The sequence below is a fragment of the Paenibacillus plantarum genome (assembly GCF_013141695.1).
GTDB classification, from domain to species: domain Bacteria; phylum Bacillota; class Bacilli; order Paenibacillales; family NBRC-103111; genus Paenibacillus_E; species Paenibacillus_E plantarum.
Genome location: NZ_WHNY01000057.1, coordinates 108354 through 126220 on the forward strand (window position 1 = coordinate 108354; position 17867 = coordinate 126220).

The 17867-nt window shown below is 44.9% G+C and carries 18 protein-coding genes and 1 riboswitch; of the genes, 5 read left to right on the forward strand and 13 right to left on the reverse strand.

Translation table 11 applies throughout. The features are described 5' to 3' along the window. Positions 1 to 66: 66 nt before the first annotated feature. Positions 67 to 1650, reverse strand: a complete 1584-nt coding sequence (locus GC096_RS17320; protein WP_171631889.1) for a PucR family transcriptional regulator — start codon at positions 1648 to 1650, stop codon at positions 67 to 69. Between the two features lie 208 nt (positions 1651 to 1858). Here GC096_RS17320 and GC096_RS17325 point away from each other — a divergent pair, with 208 nt between their 5' ends. From GC096_RS17325 to GC096_RS17345, 5 genes are all read left to right on the forward strand, one after another. Then, entirely contained in the window at positions 1859 to 2665 is an 807-nt protein-coding gene (locus GC096_RS17325; protein WP_171631891.1) for a cysteine hydrolase family protein, read from the forward strand. After that, on the forward strand, positions 2637 to 3065 hold the full coding sequence (locus tag GC096_RS17330) for a cupin domain-containing protein (protein WP_171631893.1): 429 nt from the start codon (positions 2637 to 2639) through the stop codon (positions 3063 to 3065). Before GC096_RS17325 ends, GC096_RS17330 begins: the two co-directional genes overlap by 29 nt. A gap of 37 nt (positions 3066 to 3102) precedes the next feature. Next, a complete protein-coding gene (locus GC096_RS17335; RefSeq protein ID WP_171631894.1) occupies positions 3103 to 4176 on the forward strand; it encodes an aromatic ring-hydroxylating dioxygenase subunit alpha in 1074 nt (357 codons plus the stop codon). Between the two features lie 42 nt (positions 4177 to 4218). Continuing rightward, positions 4219 to 5055 carry a creatininase family protein gene (locus tag GC096_RS17340; RefSeq protein WP_171631896.1) on the forward strand — a complete coding sequence of 279 codons (837 nt, stop codon included), beginning with the start codon at positions 4219 to 4221 and terminating at the stop codon, positions 5053 to 5055. 89 nt (positions 5056 to 5144) lie between these two features. Next, on the forward strand, positions 5145 to 5933 hold the full coding sequence (locus GC096_RS17345; protein ID WP_171631897.1) for a phytanoyl-CoA dioxygenase family protein: 789 nt from the start codon (positions 5145 to 5147) through the stop codon (positions 5931 to 5933). 339 nt (positions 5934 to 6272) lie between these two features. Here the strand turns inward: GC096_RS17345 and GC096_RS17350 are convergent, their stop codons facing one another. The 12 genes from GC096_RS17350 to sdhB all read right to left on the reverse strand — a co-directional run bounded on the left by GC096_RS17350 (position 6273) and on the right by sdhB (position 17865). Continuing rightward, complete coding sequence (locus tag GC096_RS17350; protein ID WP_171631899.1) at positions 6273 to 7097, reverse strand: ABC transporter ATP-binding protein; 825 nt, start codon at positions 7095 to 7097, stop codon at positions 6273 to 6275. Position 7098: 1 nt separating this feature from the next. Then, the gene (locus GC096_RS17355) at positions 7099 to 7917 is read right to left on the reverse strand and encodes an ABC transporter permease (protein ID WP_171631901.1); all 819 of its coding nucleotides are present in this window, start codon (positions 7915 to 7917) and stop codon (positions 7099 to 7101) included. A 35-nt stretch (positions 7918 to 7952) separates the two neighbouring features. Then, complete coding sequence (locus GC096_RS17360; protein WP_171631902.1) at positions 7953 to 8972, reverse strand: ABC transporter substrate-binding protein; 1020 nt, start codon at positions 8970 to 8972, stop codon at positions 7953 to 7955. Between the two features lie 66 nt (positions 8973 to 9038). Continuing rightward, a riboswitch (guanidine-I (ykkC/yxkD leader) is annotated at positions 9039 to 9147 on the reverse strand. A 342-nt stretch (positions 9148 to 9489) separates the two neighbouring features. Next, positions 9490 to 9960, reverse strand: a complete 471-nt coding sequence (locus GC096_RS17365; RefSeq protein WP_171631904.1) for a NanQ anomerase/TabA/YiaL family protein — start codon at positions 9958 to 9960, stop codon at positions 9490 to 9492. A gap of 32 nt (positions 9961 to 9992) precedes the next feature. Then, entirely contained in the window at positions 9993 to 10847 is an 855-nt protein-coding gene (locus GC096_RS17370; protein ID WP_171631906.1) for a MurR/RpiR family transcriptional regulator, read from the reverse strand. Positions 10848 to 10911: 64 nt separating this feature from the next. Beyond that, entirely contained in the window at positions 10912 to 11790 is an 879-nt protein-coding gene (locus tag GC096_RS17375) for an ROK family protein (RefSeq protein WP_171631908.1), read from the reverse strand. Between the two features lie 3 nt (positions 11791 to 11793). Beyond that, the gene (locus GC096_RS17380; RefSeq protein ID WP_171631909.1) at positions 11794 to 12483 is read right to left on the reverse strand and encodes an N-acetylmannosamine-6-phosphate 2-epimerase; all 690 of its coding nucleotides are present in this window, start codon (positions 12481 to 12483) and stop codon (positions 11794 to 11796) included. A 26-nt stretch (positions 12484 to 12509) separates the two neighbouring features. Further along, the gene (locus GC096_RS17385) at positions 12510 to 13352 is read right to left on the reverse strand and encodes a carbohydrate ABC transporter permease (protein ID WP_171631911.1); all 843 of its coding nucleotides are present in this window, start codon (positions 13350 to 13352) and stop codon (positions 12510 to 12512) included. Positions 13353 to 13366: 14 nt separating this feature from the next. Next, positions 13367 to 14242: a carbohydrate ABC transporter permease gene (locus tag GC096_RS17390; RefSeq protein ID WP_171631912.1), complete on the reverse strand. Its 876-nt coding sequence runs from the start codon at positions 14240 to 14242 to the stop codon at positions 13367 to 13369. Positions 14243 to 14318: 76 nt separating this feature from the next. Further along, the gene (locus GC096_RS17395) at positions 14319 to 15731 is read right to left on the reverse strand and encodes an ABC transporter substrate-binding protein (protein ID WP_246302801.1); all 1413 of its coding nucleotides are present in this window, start codon (positions 15729 to 15731) and stop codon (positions 14319 to 14321) included. Positions 15732 to 15931: 200 nt separating this feature from the next. Beyond that, on the reverse strand, positions 15932 to 16843 hold the full coding sequence (locus tag GC096_RS17400; RefSeq protein ID WP_171631914.1) for a dihydrodipicolinate synthase family protein: 912 nt from the start codon (positions 16841 to 16843) through the stop codon (positions 15932 to 15934). A gap of 257 nt (positions 16844 to 17100) precedes the next feature. After that, positions 17101 to 17865, reverse strand: a complete 765-nt coding sequence (sdhB, locus tag GC096_RS17405) for a succinate dehydrogenase iron-sulfur subunit (protein ID WP_056613628.1) — start codon at positions 17863 to 17865, stop codon at positions 17101 to 17103. Between the last annotated feature and the right edge of the window lie 2 nt (positions 17866 to 17867).

The window sequence follows — 17867 nt, forward strand, 5'->3', positions numbered from 1 at the left end:
ACTTATTGTAGCTAGAAGGGGATTGCTCGTCAAATCACCTACAATAGAACGACAATCGAACGATAGTCATAGAAGTTGTTTAAACAAGAGTGCAAGTTTTATTCGCAGCAGATCATTGGGATTTTTGAGATCTAGATGAAGCAACTCACCGATCTTCTCCAGCCGATACAACACGGTATTGCGATGAATGTATAAGTCCTTCGCCGTTTCATTAATAAGGCCATTATGTTCAAAATAGGACCCGATCGTCCGCAGCATTTCGGTGATATACTCCTCATCCTTTTGCCATAATGGTTGAAGGAGCGTATTCGTATAGGTATTCATAACCGTAGCAGGTACATGCCGAAGCAAATAGGTGAATTCAAGATTCGAGAAATAAATATCTGGCTCATCTATCGCGAATTGCTCACTAAGTCGTTGAGCTTCCATGCACTCTTCGTACCCGACCATGAAGTTCTCTAACGTTCGTTTCATGGAGCTGATATAGGAGGACGGTGAGCAGTTCAGAAGAACCCTCAGGAGCTGTGAATAGCTGCTCGCAATCCGCTTCATAGTCGTTAAGTTGGCCCCCAGTTTATCCGGGATTTGAATGAGAGAGAACAGCTTGCTATGTACAAACATATGGTGGGAGATTAGTTCAGTTAGCGGCGGAGCATCCTTCATGGCATCTTGAAGTTGTCGAATGAACACTTTTTTCTGAACCTGCTCATGCAAGGACATCTCATTCAACGGTGTTACGATGCAGAGATAAGCTCCCTTCCAGATGTCTCCTGACAGCCTCTTTGCTCGCTCCCCTACCTCATCCAGCGATAAGCTTCCTTGTAAATAGCGCTCAATCGCTTCACCCAATCGAAGGCCAACGGTTAGCGTCTGATGAAGCTGAATCTCTTCAAGATGATAGGAAAGTATGACTGCAGCTTGATGATAAACCCCTTTATCCGAGCTTGTGTTTCGTAAACTTGACGACATCACGAGAAAGTATCCGAGTAATTGGCTATTTTTCCAAAGGGGAATATGATACGTGAGTTGACCCAGCAACCGGCTTAAACGATATTCCGGCTCCCAAGGCCATTGGGAAAGTAGATCCTTCTCACTTACGCTTGTTGCATTATACAGAAGGTTCCCCAGTACATCAACAACAGCAAAGGGACATTGGAGAATGGCTTGAATTTCCTCAAAATAATTGGAGCGCTCATTCGCCTGTAGGGCGAAATCGACCAATTGCTTTTGTATATCGAGTACTTGATTCAGCTTCTTTGTATTTCTTTCATATTGCGCTTGAAACAGCGCAGTAATTTGCTCTGAGAACGTGACTTCAAACGGCAGTTCGATTAAAGGAAAATTCAACCTATCTGCTTCCTTTAGCACAGTACTAGGAATTTCTTTCCAATAACGACCAAGCTTAATGCCCAAACCAGATGAACCCCGTTCATTGAGGTTATGCAGTAATTCTACAAACAGCTCTGAAGAATCCTTCATGGCATAGCCTGTTGTCAGCAGTAACTCCCCCTGCTTCATCCAATTATAGATGTCAGGGGCGTCCATGAGATTTAAAGCGCTGATTATCCGCGAAATACCTCCCGCCCCAGCCACGATCTTCCCTTCGGATAAAGGATAAATGGTCATTGCTTCTTGTACCGTAATATTCATGAATAACACCCCTTTCCTGTAAAAGTGGCAGTCAAGTCGTCAATTATGTCAATTAATATAACATAAATTGGTTTTAAAACAAATGGAAATGAATTTTTTAGGTTATAACCCAAACATATGTCATCTTTATTTACACACATTTAATTCTAGGCTTATGATGAAGGCAAGGAATAACACCATACACGAATGAAGCAAACGAGGTGATCGCATGCACAAATTGGGTACCCCCTATAGCTATTGGCAGGTATCGAAAACTAACGTCATCCTTCAGCGCACGCCCAAACCGCCACAGCCTATTACTTTCCCTGTAGCCTCACGCAAGCTTACGCTTGATTTGCAACACACGGCGATTATTGTGGTTGATATGCAAAATGACTTTTGCAGCGTCGGCGGTTGGCTCGACCATATCGGGGTCAACACGCAGCCCCTTTTAAAGCCAATTGAAACTCTTAATAAACTCCTACCAACTTTACGTTTAGCAGAAGTACCTGTGATCTGGCTCAATTGGGGCAATCGTCCCGACCGGCTTAACCTCAGCCCATCCGTTCTGCATGTGTATAATGCGACAGGCGAGGGCAGTGGCATCGGCGAACCACTACCTCATAACGGCTCGCATGTACTCGAGCAAGGAAGCTGGGGCGCCGCGCCCGTAGATGGGCTGCATATCGAAGTCGATGACATCCATGTTGATAAATATCGGATGAGCGGATTTTGGGATACCCAGCTCGACAGCATACTGCGCAATTTGGCGATCGATACCATTCTGTTCGCAGGCGTCAACATCGATCAATGCGTAATGGCTACTTTACAAGACGCGGTGTGCCTCGGATATGACAGCATTTTATTAGAAGACTGCTGCGCTACGACCTCACCTGCATTTTGTACCGAAGCTACTCTATATAACATTCAGCAATGCTACGGCTTTGTGGCGAATTCCGCTGATGTGCTGGAAGCAATCGCCACACCTACTAGAGAGGAGAATGACTATGCAACTCGGAATCGCAGGACACTTTGAGGGATGCCCCGTTCACAAAATTTCTAGCAAAGACAGTAATAAATTCGTTCTTTTATGTGATGGGACACAAGTCCCCTTTGTTTCTGTTATTGAAATCTTCGATGTAGACGGACAAACGCCGCCTAACGAGCATTCTGAGGCTTATGAATACTTTTATGTGCTTGCTGGAGAAGGGATTGCAATTATGGGGGATGTGGAAATTCCCATCCAGACGAGTTCATTTTTCGTTGTTCCTCCTGGAAACAACCATCAAGTGATCAATACTGGCAAGGGACGGCTGTACGTATTGACGACTATGCTTCCGGATGAGGGCTTTTCCAATTTAATCAAGTCAGGGCCTGAGGTTAGCTTAGACGAAGAAGATCTCACCGTTTTGCGAGGACTAAGCTTAAAGAAATAATCCCTGCTAGAACGCTATAAACGAAGGAGGAACACCTATGTTGCAAGCTCAACAACCTGTTTTACGGAAATTTTATTATCCTGTACTCCCTGTCTCCCATCTGCAAAATGGCCCTCAATCCATTACCATGCTTGGTGAGAAAGTTGTTCTGTGGCTCGATGAGAAAGGCCAGCCTGCCGCTGCTATCGATCGTTGCTGTCACCGCACAGCGAAGCTATCAGGCGGAACCGTGGAGAATGGTTGTGTCGTTTGTCCCTATCATGGTTGGTCCTTTAATCGTGATGGGAAATGTACTTATTTCCCGCAATCCCAACTAGAGGATCCTCCCAAGGCTTATAAAATCAAAGCATACCGCTGCGAAGAGCGTTACGGCTATGTCTGGGTCGCATTAGATGAACCTTTAATGGGTATTCCTGAGTTCAAAAGAGCAGATGATCCGTCCTTCCGACAAATTGACCAGTTCTATGAAGTGATCCACTGTGCAGGCATGCGTCTGATGGAAAATTCCTTTGACGGTGCTCATGTTGCATTCGTTCACCACAATACATTTGGAGACAAGAATGATCCCGTGCCTCCCAAAATCAAGATTACCCCGAATGCCTGGGGCTTCGAAACATTTACAGAGCTAGGCGTAACAAACAAGCTGAACGACAAAGTGAAGGCAATCAATGTGGAAGGTGCCACAACGACACGAACCGTGTCTGGGCAATGGTTCATGCCTTTTATGCGGCAATCCGACATGACCTATCCGAACGGCCTGGTTCACTCTATCGTTACCTGTTCCACACCAATTGATAACGATTCCTGCATCCTCGTGCAGTTCGTGTATCGCAGCGACACAGAGGCGGATGTGCCCGCTGCGACGGTTATCGCTTTTGACCGTGCCGTTGTCGATGAGGATATGGCCGTGCTCGAAAGCACAGAAAGCGACTTCCCATTGGATATCCGGATGAGGATGGAAACACACATGCACTCGGATCAGCCTGGTATTTTGATGCGCGAGATGTTACTGAAGCTTCTTGCCGATCATGGTGAAACAGAAATGACAAGACCTCGAGACCCGTCTGCACTCACCGTAACTATTTTAGAAAGAGCAAAAACCAATTCATAATCCTACGAAACCCACATGAAACTATCGGAAGAGGTGATCGACATGTTCAGCAGATACGAGGGTACGGCGTGGGAAGCGCGCTTTTTGCCCCGATTATCTTCCAGAGAAATCGCCGAATTGCCCAAGGAGAAGGCGCTTGTCATTTTATCGATTGGCGCTGTTGAGCAGCATGGTCCTCATCTTCCTGTTATGACGGACGCGCTCATTGGTGAGGCACTGTTGACAAGAACGATGGAGAAGTTGAACGCTGATCTCCCCATTTGGCTGCTACCTCCTCTCGCCTATGGAAAGAGCAATGAGCATACCGGCTTTGCCGGGACAATATCCCTCTCCTCCTCGACGCTGCAGCATGTGATCCTCGATATCGCACACAGCTTGCGTCTCAGCGGCTTTCACAAGCTGCTGCTACTCAACTCACATGGCGGCAACGTTGATTTACTAAACCTTGTCTCTCGCGAAATCAGAATCGCAACAGGAATGACCGTCTTCTATATCATGCCGCATCAGCTTGATAGCTTTGAAGACATTTTAGCAGAAGAAGAACGTGAGTTCGGCATTCATGGCGGTGACTATGAGACATCGCTTTTGAAAGCCATCAAGCCCCATTGGGTAAGTGACGCATACGCTGTGAAGGAAATTCCTGACATGCAGAAATACCGTTATTTGACACTAGAGGGGAAGGTTCGATTTGCATGGAAAACTGCCGACATATCAGCCTCAGGTGTCATGGGTGATGCTACTTCAGCAACTGCCGACAAAGGCACTTTATTCATGGAGCGCATTACCGATCAATTGGCACAGGCACTTGTAGAGCTTTGTGATTTTGACATCGCGCAGTTGAATTCATTCCGAACCCCGAAGGAGCTACACTCTCAATAAATCCGCAAGCCAGTTTGGTCTAAGAGCGCTACTTCCGCTAGTCAATCTAGTTATCGACTGATCCCAATTTGAACAAAGAGGTGACCCCCATGTTTGAAGTACCCGCAGAGAAAATCGCATTTTATGAAGAGAATGGTTTTGTCCAGTTAGAGGATGTCTTGTCGGAAAAGGAAATCAACGAGCTAAGCGCTTACCTCGACGAGGTCATGGCGATTGAAGGTGAACATACCCAAAGTGTGGAGAAGGACTCCGACTACTTCAAAATTCTAAACAGCAAAATGAATACATGGCGGGATTCTGCCGGTATGGCCCTCTACGTGCTAAGTCCCAAACTTGCGGATATTGCCAGGCAATTTTCCGGTTCAACCGGCGTCCGCTTGTTCCATGATCAAGCCTTCTGGAAAATGCCCGGAGATTCCAAACCTACACCTTGGCATCAGGATGCCACTTATTTTCCCATGCATGAATCGAACGTTCTAACCCTATGGCTGCCGATGCATGATGTGGATGATGTGAATGGTTGCTTGTCCTTCATCCCAGGCTCTCATAAGGAAGGGAAATTAACGAATGTCGACTTTCTACATCCCATCGATTTACTCGAGCTCACCAAGGAAAGTGGTACAAACCTCCGTCGACCTGTCAACGTCCCTCTCAAACGCGGCAGTTTCACACTTCATCATGGACTCACTTTTCATTATGCACATGCCAACAAATCTGACAAACCACGCCGAGTCTTGACCATCGTCTATATGCCGGAGAATGCCACTTTTAATAGCAAAAGTAATCATGAGCTTACCCAAGGCTCTAGCCTTCAGGAAGGTGAACCCCTAAAGGGGCGGCTTTTCCCCGTCTTAGCATCGGCTTCACAATCTGACTAAGTGGCATGGAATAGGATGCCTGTTACTCTTTTGCTTTTAAAATGAATAACTGGAAAACCTCCATCTAAATTCTCCCTAATCGGTTCAAAATCAGAATTTGATGGATTTCATGTAGCTAATTTACTCACTTCTGCGGTTTTTGAGCAAAATGGCTCAAACTAGCTGGATGTTTTCCAGCTATTTCAATAAAAACGGAACTTTCCACCGAAATAGCTGGATGTTTTCCAGCTATTTCACTTTCACCACCTCCTCGCCCCCACCGAACCGGCTCGCCGGCCTCACAACCCAACACAAAAGGCACCACAAGCAGATCACTCTGCTTTGGTGCCCCCTATGCCTTTACTCGTCGTGATGCCCTATCAACGAAATGATCTGCTTCTTCAGCTTCACGAAAGCTTCGGAATCCTTCACATCCTCCACCTGCCTCAGCCCGCGCGGTATGACAATCTCACTGCGGATCGTGCCTGGATGCGCCTGCATCACATATACCCGCTGCGATAGGAAGATGGCTTCCTCGATATCGTGCGTGATGAACACAACCGTCGTTTTCTCCTTTTCCCAAATGCGCAGGAGCAGCTCTTGCATCGCATTTTTCGTTTGTGGATCCAGCGCGCCGAACGGTTCATCCATGAGCAGCACATCCGGATTATTCGCCAAAGCTCGCGCGATCGCGACCCGCTGCTTCATCCCGCCCGAAAGCTCCTTCGGCAATGATTTTGCGAACTTATGCAACCCGACTAGCTCCATGAAGTGATCGGATATGGTTCTCTTTTCGAATAAAGGAACACCCTTCAACGTCAATCCGAACTCAATATTCTCTCTCACGGATAGCCAAGGGAATAGCGTATAGCTCTGGAAGACCATGCCTCTGTCAGCGCCAGGACCTTCAATCTCATGCCCATTGATACTTAGGTCACCCATCGTCAAGGGCTCTAATCCAGCTATAATCCGCAATAAGGAAGACTTCCCGCAGCCTGAGGGCCCGACAAAGCTGACAAACTCATGCGCATCCACATGAAAGGACACTCGATCCAAAGCTACGAATTGCGACTTCTTCGTACTGTACACCTTCGTAACATCGACCGCCTCAATTTTTCGTACACTAGCACCCGCAATAGTCCCCTCAGAAGGCACGTTGTTGTAATCTAAGTTCAATGCTTCCATCTTAACGCCCTCCTTCCAACCATGGGAAAAATCGCTTATGACAATAAGCAAATGTGCGATCCGTCAGTAAGCCCAGCAAACCAATCGCAATTATGCCAACAAAGATTTGATCCGTGTTCAAGAACCGCTGCGCCTTCATGATCGAAAATCCAAGACCACTGCTAGCCGCAACCAACTCAGCTACAACCAGATACGTCCATGCCCATCCAATGATTAAGCGCAATGTATTCATCAGATCTGGAAGCAGTGCAGGAATCAGCACCTTTTCGATAACTTGCCAGCGTTTCGCTCCTAGTGTATACGAGGTTTGCAGTAGATCATTGGAGACCGAGCGTGTATTGTCTGCAACCATCAGCATTAATTGGAAGAAACACCCTAGGAAGATGACGAGAACCTTCGCCCACTCGCCAATCCCTGCCCACACCATAATCAAGGGAATGAACGCCGTCGCAGGCATATACCGAATAAATTCAGTAGGAGGTACTAGAATAGCTTCTGCAAACTTATACGTACCCGCCAGGATCCCTAGCGGTATCCCAATGATACAAGCGAGCAAGAATCCACCGCCTACTCGGAAAATACTGATCCAAACATTTTGCCAGAACACGGGGTTCTGTAGTTGAATTCCAAACTGCCGGAGCACCTGATCCGGTGTTGGAAGGAATGTACGATTAACCAAGTCGCCGTAGCTCATCACGCTCCAGAACAATAACAGAACCGCAATGATGAGCACAACACCTGACAAATATGATTTACGGCTAATTTCACCTCGTATGGCAAACAATGTGGACTTGCGTCTTTTTTTCACCAGCGTTTCCATCTGCAGCCCTCCTGCTCAGCCTCTATAGCTTTTATTTATTTCTTGCGTTCCTTCATGACTTCCTCTACAAAGTGGCCATCCAAGAAGGTTTCCGCTTTCGGTATTGCGCTTAACATATCTAAGCTTTTTAAGAATTCGGCCGTTTTGCCAGAAGTAAATGCTAGCGACTCGTAGGAATCTCCTTTGGTGAAAGCCTTGACGTTATCCTCCAGTTGGAAAATCTTCACGCTATCCACACCAGCTTTGTACTCATCGATCGGCGTCTCTGCCGCTTTAGCCATAATTTTCAAAGACTCTTCTGGGTTCGCTTTCCAGTAATCCAATGCGTCGAACCAAGCGTTAATGATTTTTTTCACATCGTCTGGACGATTTTTCGTAATTTCTTCTTTGAATACGAGTAAGTCAGGAATCAATCCTGGAGTGTCCTTGGATGAGAAGAGCAGCTTCCCTTTCCCCTCTTGAATGGCTTTGCTTAGGAATGGCTCCCAGAGTACCGCAGCATCCAGATTACCCGCTATGAACGCTGGCCCTGCATCGTTGACTGTCATATTCGTATAGGAGACATCCTTCTCTGCTAACCCAGCTTTCTCAAGCGCTGTCAGCATCAGTAGATGATCGACAGTTCCAAGCTCCGTCGCGACTTTCTTACCTTTCAAATCTTTCAAAGAATTGATACTTGGCTTCACGACAACACCGTCGCCGCCATTCGAATTATCATTCACCAGCACTGCTTTCAACTTAATGCCTTTGCTTGCTGGAGCTAAAGTATCGCTCAACGTTTGACTATTTGCATCCACTTTACCTGAAGCGAGTGCGGATAAGGAGTCACTGTACACAGGGAACCAGACCAGATCCACGTTCACGCCATTTTTCTCAAAAAAACCCTTCTCCTTCACGAGGTACCACACGAACCAGCCCGGCCATGGACTAAGCGCCAACTTGATTGGCTCCTTGCTGCCTCCTGTTGTCGTACTCGCCTCTTTAATTCCACACCCGCTGATAACTGTAAAAGTTAATAATACCGCCAACATCAGAAATATAGTTTTTTGTCTCATTCCCCGAACTCCCTCTCTGTATAAAATGGTAAAAGGAAAAGCCCGGAATGATATCATATCCTGATATCCTCCCGGGCTTTTATCCCTCCGTGTGCACGATGAAGCTCATCGTGTGTCTTCTCTTGGACCTGACCGATAGCCTTCATTCTATCGCGGAACCCTAGAAAACAAGTTTGCTATGCGGTTGTTACTTCGTTGTCTTACTTTTGTTTATATCATACTTAGATTGGTCGTTCATGTCAACATATATAACATAATTTATTTTAAACTGTTAAAAGTCGCTAATAACGTAATGTTACATGACATAATTATGATCCTGACGGGGATATCGCGATGTAATCAATTCTTTTCCGTATTCAGATGTTAGATAAACAGCCTGTTCAGCCCACCGAGGTGCATGCCCCCAATACCACGCAGACCTGCGTATTGCAAAAAGCCCCTTCGCTTAAACTGCGAATGGGGCCTTTGTCTATAGAGTCATCTATGCTTTATAAGTGAATAACAATCAAGTATCGAACTAAGGCTGTAACAGCCCCACATGAACTTTAATTACCGCTTTTTTGATCTTCGATGATTGCCCCATGCCAGGTCTATGAATATCGTTTGGGAAAAAGACGGCGAACATGCCAGGCTTGAGATGAAGCAAAATCTCGTCTGCCGATGGATCATATAACGCATAATCATGTTCACTTTCATAGGCTTTTACAACACGGAGATCTTCCCGATCCGCAAACCAACCGATCGTCTCTTCCCCATCGATTAAGTAGTGGATATCAATATACGACTCGTGCTTCTCAGCTAGCTGCTCGTCCATCGGCTTAGCATCGAATTCCATAAACGATACGTACATCTGATCACCTTTGATCTCTACTCGACCTTCAGGCGCGTCACCTTTAAGCAGTAGATTAAGTTCCTCTAAGGCTGTTACGATAACTGTATGCTCAAATTTACTTTGTTTTTCCCAGAATGACATTGTACCTAAAATCATGGACTATTCCCCCATTGCACATGTGTAATCCTTTAAAGCAATTTCACGACCACGGACTCCGCTGTATGTTCCTTGTTCCTAATCGATTCCTCGTAGGATCTTTTGAAATATTCCACATATAAGACATCCAACAAATAGAGCTGCGAAATTTTCGCCGACAAGGAACCTCCCTGCAGAGGGCCTTCATTGGCTCCACATAACAGCGTAAGATCAGAATACGAAGTTAATGGCGACTTGACAAAGCGGGTAATCGAAATGACGGTAGCCCCGCATTCTTTCGCCTTTTTGGCCACCTCAATCGTATCCTTGGTTGAGCCCGAATACGAGATGATCACGGCCACATCCCGTTTGGTCATCAACGCCGCCGACATCATCTGAAGATGTGAATCGATTGTGCATTCCGTTTTGTTGGTGATGCGCATGAATTTAATTTTCGCTTCCATGGCTGTCATTAAGGATGAGCCTACACCGAAAAATATGACTTTTTCTGCTTGAAGTAAGTAATTAATGGCTTCATCGATTTTGGAGCTATCAATTAAGTTAAACGTTTCGTTTAAAGCACTTATGTTGGTTGACAGAACCTTGGATGCAACTTGTCCGATGGAATCATTCATCAATACCTTCTCAGTCAGCTGCGGAATTTCATTTTCCACGGTGATGCTATGTGCCAGGGCAATTTTGAAATCTTGGTAGCCCTTGTAGCTCAAGGACTTGCAAAACCTGAATATACTTGATTCGCCAACCCCGCAAACATCTGCAAGATCTGTAATTGACATGTAGACAACGCTGTCTATGTTCTCCAGGACATAGTCCGCCACTTTTTTTTCGGTCGTTGTTAGGTTGTTATATTTAGAATGAATAGTTGTAAAAATATTGATTGTGCGCACACGATCACCCTCTTAGCCTCAAGATTCAGACATGATGCGCAACAATGATGCGAATGCGCCTCTTTCAGCGTAAGAATAATGAGGCCGCACCCAATAAACCAGCCTTATTTCCCAGAGAAGCCTTAAGAATTTTCACGTCTGCAAAACTTTCCATGATCAAATCTTGCGTTTGTGCCTCGACTGCACGAACGAGTTCCTCTTGCTCCATCACACCGCCCCCTACAATAATAGCCGAGGGATTAAAAATATGAATAATTGAAGCTAAGCCAACGGCTACTTCTGCCGCCCAAGCATGCAAGACCTGCTGTAATGGTTCGTTTCCTAATCTTATTTTACCAAAAAAAACCTTCCCGTCCACACATTCTGGATCTACGTGCCTCGCCATCCGAACTAATGCGGTCGTGGAGGCATAGCTTTCATAATAAGGTTTTCTCTCTCCTCCGCGTGTGTCGGGTAATGGGTGCGTAATGATATGACCGAATTCCGCAGCTACACCCTTAGCTCCTCGGTAGATCTGACGATCGATAACGATCGCTCCGCCGATACCTGTTCCGAACGTAAGACATAAGAAATCTTGAAACGATTGCGCTGCGCCGAAATAGGCCTCGCCCAATGCTGCCGCGTTGACATCATTTTCAACTCTAACAGGCTTCTTGAATCGATTTTCAATGATCTCTCTGATTTTCATTCCCGTGTAATCCGGAATATTCTCATTTGCATAAACAATATACCCTTCTTCGGAATTGACTTGTCCAGCTGTGCTTATGGCAATAGCATCGTAATCCGCATACACCGCAAGCTGGAGAAGCAATTTCTCTATGACATGAGGGCCTCCCTTGAGGCTTTCAGTGGGATATTCTTTATATTGATCGACATTCCCTCGTTCATCGCAAATCCCCATCTTGGTATTGGTACCGCCAATATCTGCCGCTAAAATTTTCATAAGCTATTGGATCGCCTTAACGAATCGTTTGGTAATCTCCATCGGTCGCGTGATGATGGATCCTACAACAGCCGAGTAGATACCTAGATCAAATAATCGTTTCAATTCTTCAGGTGTCGAGATGCCACCCTCAGCAATGATGGGGACGGATAATGTCGTCACGAGTTTCTGGGCCAATTCGAAATTTGGCAAAGGCTTGCCTTTCGTTGCTTCTGTGTAACCGCATAATGTTGTACCCACACTGTCAAAACCCAGTTCAACCGCTGTGACCGCTTCCTCATACGTCGAGCAATCCGCCATAAAGAGCTGATTCTTATATTTCTTTTTAATTTGCGGAAATAATTCTGAAATCGTGGAGCCATCCGGTCTTATGCGGTCGGTTGCGTCCATTGCTATCATATCTACACCTTCCTGACAAAGCGCATCGACCTCTTTCATGGTTGGCGTGATGAAGACATCCGATCCATCGTATACTTGCTTGATGATCCCGATAATCGGCAAATCGACATGTTTCTTAATTTCATGAATATCTGCTACGCTGTTTGCTCGAATTCCCGAAGCACCGCCTAAGTAAGCTGCATAGGACATTCTCCCCATAATAAATGGACTGTGCAACGGTTCTTCAGGTAATGCTTGGCAGGAAACAACCAATTTCCCTTTAATCATTTCCAGAATTGTCTTATTTGTATTCATCCGTTCCCCACTCCACACCTATATTTTTATTCCTTCACTGCGCCAGCCGTCATGCCTTGGGTAAAATAACGTTGGAACAAAACGAATATTAACAGCATTGGAATTGCAGCAACCGTGGCTCCTGCCATTTTGTAGGCAAAATTCGGATTGAGATCCTGCATCAAAGTTGCCGTACCTACCATCAGTGTTTTCATATTTTTCTCTTGTCCAACGACGGACTGCCATAAATAATCGTTCCATACTTGTACAAAGTTTAAAATAAATAGTGCACCAATACCAGGTTTAACAATCGGAAGCATAATTTGCATGAAGGTCTTCCATTCACTAGCTCCGTCAATTCTCGCCGCTTCTCTTAATGCATTTGGTGCTGTATCGAAAAACCCTTTTAACAAAAACACACCAAATGCAGTAGCAACGTTCGGCCAGATCATGCCGTTATAACTGTTCACCATCCCGAATTGCTGCGTGATCCGGAATAGCGGAACGATCATGATTTCTTTCGGAATCATCAAGCTCGCTACAAAAATGATGAAGATGATATTACTGCCTTTGAACCTAATTTTCGAAAAAGCATAAGCGGCCATAGCCCCAACACCGATTACAAGCACCGTGGTGACACCAGAAACGAATACACTATTGAATACCCATCTCAGTGCTGGTTGACTTTGAAATACATCCACATAGTTAGAGAAAGTAATCGTGGTCGGCCACCAGTCAGGCGGCATTTTCACAACATCCGAACTATTTTTAAGTGAACTTGTAAAGAGCCAATATAAAGGAAACAAGTTAAATATCGCGAAGATGAAAATGATCACATTAGATATGATATCAATTCGCTCCATTTTCTTCTTGCTGTTTGATTTCGACATGCTGAATACCCCCTTTACTTCTCCTTGACTAAGCTTCTTAACTGAGGCACGGACAACAATAATGTAATCACGAACATGATTACCCCAACAGCTGAAGCCATACCAAGTTGATTATATTTAAATGCGTTATTGTAGAGATAATACATCAGTGTTACGGAAGCATTATTCGGTCCACCACCAGTTAAGAGCTGGATGACTACGAATATTTTCAAAACAGCAATGATGTTAATGATCACAATATAAACCGTCGTGGATTGGACAGAAGGAATCAATATTTTGAAAATGACCTGCCATCTGCTCGCGCCGTCCACTTCCGCCGCTTCAAACAGATCTTTCGATACGCCCAGCATCGCGGCGATATAGAGAATGATCGCTTGTCCCACATTTGTTGCGAATGTTACGAATATAATAACCGGCATAACCGTTGTTGTTTTCCCCAATAAATTAACATTACCCAAACCCATTTCCTGAGAGAAATAAGAAATTAACCCATTCGCAGGATTCAGTAAGAAACTCCACACCATACTCATGACAACCATTGAGACCATTACCGGTACATAGTAGCTACCTCGAATGAATGAAACATACTTGGCATTCTTGTCAAATACAGCGGAAGCTACGAACAACGCGAAACCGACCGTAAGAATAACGATAAACACGACGAACACAACGGTGTTTATGAGCGCTTTGAAAAATACAGGATCGTTAAACAGCGCCACATAATTATCCAGACCAACGAACTTTTCAGATTGGTAATTGATCCGATACAAGCTAAGTCTTATACCTTCAATAATCGGATATACCAAGAAAACTAAGAAAATCAGCATCTGTGGTGAAATAAACAGGTAACCGGTGATACTATCTTTGAGGGATTGACTGCGTATTCTCATATCGGTTTTCCTTTCTAATTAGCAGCCTTAGGATCACTCGGATCCCAAGGCTATTAATCGGTTATTCATGATTCATTTACTTCGTTTGATAGATAACTGAGCTCTCTTTATTCGTTTGAATAACCTTGTTACCTTTGGCCTGATAATCCTTCACAACCTGCTCAGGAGTTTTGGCACCTGTATATAGGGCTTGAAGCTCAGGGTAAAGCACTTCTCGTAATTGGCTATAGCCTGGAACGTTACCGCTGAAGTTAAATAGATACTTGGAATTTGCATCGTAAGCTGCAAAGAGCGGGTTCACATCTTTGAGTTCTTTGGATACCGAAGTTCTTACTGGGATACCATTCTTCGAAGACTTCACCAATTCAGGATCTGTGGAGAAGAATTTAACAAAATCTTTAGCTACTTCGACTTTCGCTTTATCTTTATTTTGGAATACGCTCGCGCCAACTACGTAAGTAAAGGACAATGGATCTCCGCTTTCGGACGGAATATTAGCTAGGCGTACATCGAACTTCGCGCTTTTGCCGCTAGCCATATCCGCTTTGGTGTTGTTGAACAAGATCGGATTCGTAAAGCTGATCGCTAACTGCTGATTACGGAACATGCCGTTCGCATCATTGGACGATACCGATTCAGGACCCGGATTCGTGTAGCCTGCGTCCTTGATTTTCTTCAACCAAGTCGCGGCTTTAGCACCGTTCGCATCATCAAGCACGATATTCCCTTTATCGTCAAAGAATTTATTACCGAACATTCTCATATAGGCAAGGTTCCATGTGTCCCCTTGATTATTTACAGCATAAAGTGACATCGGATAAGCGTTGGAATACTTATCTTTCGGCAGGTTGTCTTTCAGACCTTTTAGAATTTGCTCATACTCGGCTAATGTCCATGTCTTAATATCATTAGGTCCGCCAATGTATTTCTCTAGCCCGGCTGCTTTGAGCATATCCGCGTTATAGACCAAGGTTCCTGGGTTATGTTGGAACGGGTAGAAATAAACATCTTTACCGAAAGTCACCGCATCCCAAAAGTTTTTGGCAATGTCGGTTTTGGATGCATCATCCACAATATCAGTTAACGGCACTAAAGCACCGCGATGAACATAATCACCCATTGCAAAAACGCTTTCAAAAAATACATCTGGCGCCGTTCCGCTGCTTAAGTTGACATTGAGTAGCTGATCACGTTGGTCGCCTGCAATAACTTCAACTTTGATTTTGGCATCATACTTTTTGTATTGCGCAGTAAATTTATCAGCTGCCGCTTTCAAGAAGCTATCGTAATCAGCGCCAGGTTCTGTAGAATCTAGAACACCTTTCCACTGTGGTGTCAGCCAAACTTTAAGCTCTACCTTTTTCCCAGTAGCTTCTCCTGCATTGCTAGTACTAGTAGCTTCATTATTACTGCTAGTACATCCCGCGACAATTGAAGTCAACATCGTCAGAGCCAAAACTGCTATTGGAATACGTTTATTTTTCATCATTATCTACCCCTTATTTCATATATTCGTGACCTGACTCTGCATAAACTTTGTCAACTGAGCCCCTCTGCTATAACTGTCTACAAGCTCCCTAGATTTGAAGAGAGATGGCTCGTCCATCTCGACTCCTCATCTCATCTTGCATCCGTTTCTGCCTTGTAGTCCCATCTGTTGGAGTCCCAAAGCGTACAACGGCATTTTCATCATTTGCAGAATTCTTGAACCGCTTCATCAATCATCGTCACAATGCGATCTATGCGTCCTAAGTCTTCCGTGCTGATACCTTCTAGCGGCCCTCTAACGCTGCCAATGTTCACGCCTCTGCGATTCAGAACTTCTTTAATAACGGCATACATGGATCCATTCTGTGAGCATAGCGCGATAATGATGTCATTAATACAGCTTTGGATGCGTTTCGCTTCTTCAAACTTGCCTTGAAGGAAGAATTCATTAGCTTGTAAGAATAATTCCGGCATCGCCGCGTAAGTGCCGCCGATTCCGCCATCAGCCCCCATAATTCTTCCAGCGACATACTGTTCGTCAGGCCCATTGAATACAATAACGTTGTCTCCGCCGACTCTTTTGAATCGTTCAATATCCATCGTTGGCATTGAGGAATTTTTCACACCGATTACTTTCGGGTTAGCTAGAAGCTTCTCAAACAGCGCGGTAGTTAATGTATAACCTGTCGTTTGAGGAATGTTATATATAATAAATTCCAGTGGAGTTGCTTCGATAATTTCATTCCAATATTTATAAACAGAACTATCTGGCAATTTAAAATAAATAGGCGGGATCGCAGATAAAGCATCATACCCCAACTCTGCTGCATGTTTCGCCAATGCAATGCTGTCTCTTGTAGAAGGTGCCCCTACATGGGCAATCAACGTCATTTTGCCTTTCAAACGGTTAGCCACATAGCTAAGCACCGCTTTGCGTTCGTCAAGGTTTTGGTAAATACATTCACCGGAACTTCCTCCGACATAGACCCCATTGACTTTTTTTTCATACAAATAATCACATAATGCGTTGGTTCGGTCTTCTGAGATATCACCTTGATCGTCATAGCATGCATAAAATGCTGGTATGATGCCACGGAATTTTTCTAATCTCAATGAATTCCCCTCCTAATGTTTATAATGTTTGGCAAGATCAACATTAACATATAAATTTCATTCTGTAAATTAATTTCACCAATTTTTAATTAATAGAAAATATTTTCACCAAAGACTTCCTCCTCTGGATTTGCTAGGTTATGCGTTGAAATTGTCATATTTCTCACCTGCAAGTAGTATTTCCCTATTTACTTTCCCAAAACCAAAAAAAAGGCCCAGCACCAGAGGTGCTAGGCCTTTCTATCAGTCAGCGTCGCTTACACGCCTAACCATTTCTTGAACAAGTGCTTCGTCGTGTCCGCATTCAAAGCTGCGATCGACGTCGTAAGCGGAATACCCTTCGGACAGGAGCGTACGCAGTTCTGCGAGTTACCGCAGCCTTCGATACCGCCGTCTGTCATCAGCGTATCCAAACGCTCGTCTTTGTTCATCTCACCCGTTGGGTGAGCATTGAATAGACGAACTTGGGAAAGTGCGGAAGGCCCAATAAACGAGTTTTTGTCGTTTACGTTCGGACAAGCTTCCAGACACACGCCGCATGTCATACATTTGGACAACTCATAAGCCCATTGACGCTTGGACTCAGCCATACGCGGACCAGGACCAAGATCGTAGGTTCCGTCAATCGGAACCCATGCTTTAACCTTTTTCAACGCGTTGAACATGCGTCCACGGTCGATAACAAGGTCACGCATAACTGGGAATGTGCTCATTGGTGCTACACGAATCGGCTGCTCCAGCTTATCTACAAGCGCGGAACAAGCTTGACGCGGCTTCCCATTGATAACCATGGAACAAGCGCCACATACTTCTTCCAGACAGTTGGATTCCCAACATACTGGTGTTGTTTTGTCGCCATTCGCATTTTTAGGATTACGCTGAACTTCCATCAAACCGCTGATCACGTTCATGTTCGCGCGGTAAGGAACTTCAAACTCCTCTGTGTACGGTTTGGAATCCGGACTCTCTTGACGAGTCACGATAAACTTCACGGTTTTCGTTGCGCTTAGTGTCTCCGCCATGA

What these genes read in the sequence shown, in the direction of transcription:
- GC096_RS17385 (WP_171631911.1), bottom strand. Translation starts at nt 13,352, where the DNA reads ATGTCGAAATCAAACAGCAAGAAGAAAATGGAGCGAATTGATATCATA.
- GC096_RS17335 (WP_171631894.1), top strand. Translation starts at nt 3,103, where the DNA reads ATGTTGCAAGCTCAACAACCTGTTTTACGGAAATTTTATTATCCTGTA.
- sdhB (WP_056613628.1), bottom strand. Translation starts at nt 17,865, where the DNA reads ATGGCGGAGACACTAAGCGCAACGAAAACCGTGAAGTTTATCGTGACT.
- GC096_RS17340 (WP_171631896.1), top strand. Translation starts at nt 4,219, where the DNA reads ATGTTCAGCAGATACGAGGGTACGGCGTGGGAAGCGCGCTTTTTGCCC.
- GC096_RS17325 (WP_171631891.1), top strand. Translation starts at nt 1,859, where the DNA reads ATGCACAAATTGGGTACCCCCTATAGCTATTGGCAGGTATCGAAAACT.
- GC096_RS17395 (WP_246302801.1), bottom strand. Translation starts at nt 15,731, where the DNA reads ATGATGAAAAATAAACGTATTCCAATAGCAGTTTTGGCTCTGACGATG.
- GC096_RS17375 (WP_171631908.1), bottom strand. Translation starts at nt 11,790, where the DNA reads ATGAAAATTTTAGCGGCAGATATTGGCGGTACCAATACCAAGATGGGG.
- GC096_RS17350 (WP_171631899.1), bottom strand. Translation starts at nt 7,097, where the DNA reads ATGGAAGCATTGAACTTAGATTACAACAACGTGCCTTCTGAGGGGACT.
- GC096_RS17330 (WP_171631893.1), top strand. Translation starts at nt 2,637, where the DNA reads ATGCAACTCGGAATCGCAGGACACTTTGAGGGATGCCCCGTTCACAAA.
- GC096_RS17390 (WP_171631912.1), bottom strand. Translation starts at nt 14,242, where the DNA reads ATGAGAATACGCAGTCAATCCCTCAAAGATAGTATCACCGGTTACCTG.
- GC096_RS17355 (WP_171631901.1), bottom strand. Translation starts at nt 7,917, where the DNA reads ATGGAAACGCTGGTGAAAAAAAGACGCAAGTCCACATTGTTTGCCATA.
- GC096_RS17380 (WP_171631909.1), bottom strand. Translation starts at nt 12,483, where the DNA reads ATGAATACAAATAAGACAATTCTGGAAATGATTAAAGGGAAATTGGTT.
- GC096_RS17320 (WP_171631889.1), bottom strand. Translation starts at nt 1,650, where the DNA reads ATGAATATTACGGTACAAGAAGCAATGACCATTTATCCTTTATCCGAA.
- GC096_RS17360 (WP_171631902.1), bottom strand. Translation starts at nt 8,972, where the DNA reads ATGAGACAAAAAACTATATTTCTGATGTTGGCGGTATTATTAACTTTT.
- GC096_RS17365 (WP_171631904.1), bottom strand. Translation starts at nt 9,960, where the DNA reads ATGATTTTAGGTACAATGTCATTCTGGGAAAAACAAAGTAAATTTGAG.
- GC096_RS17345 (WP_171631897.1), top strand. Translation starts at nt 5,145, where the DNA reads ATGTTTGAAGTACCCGCAGAGAAAATCGCATTTTATGAAGAGAATGGT.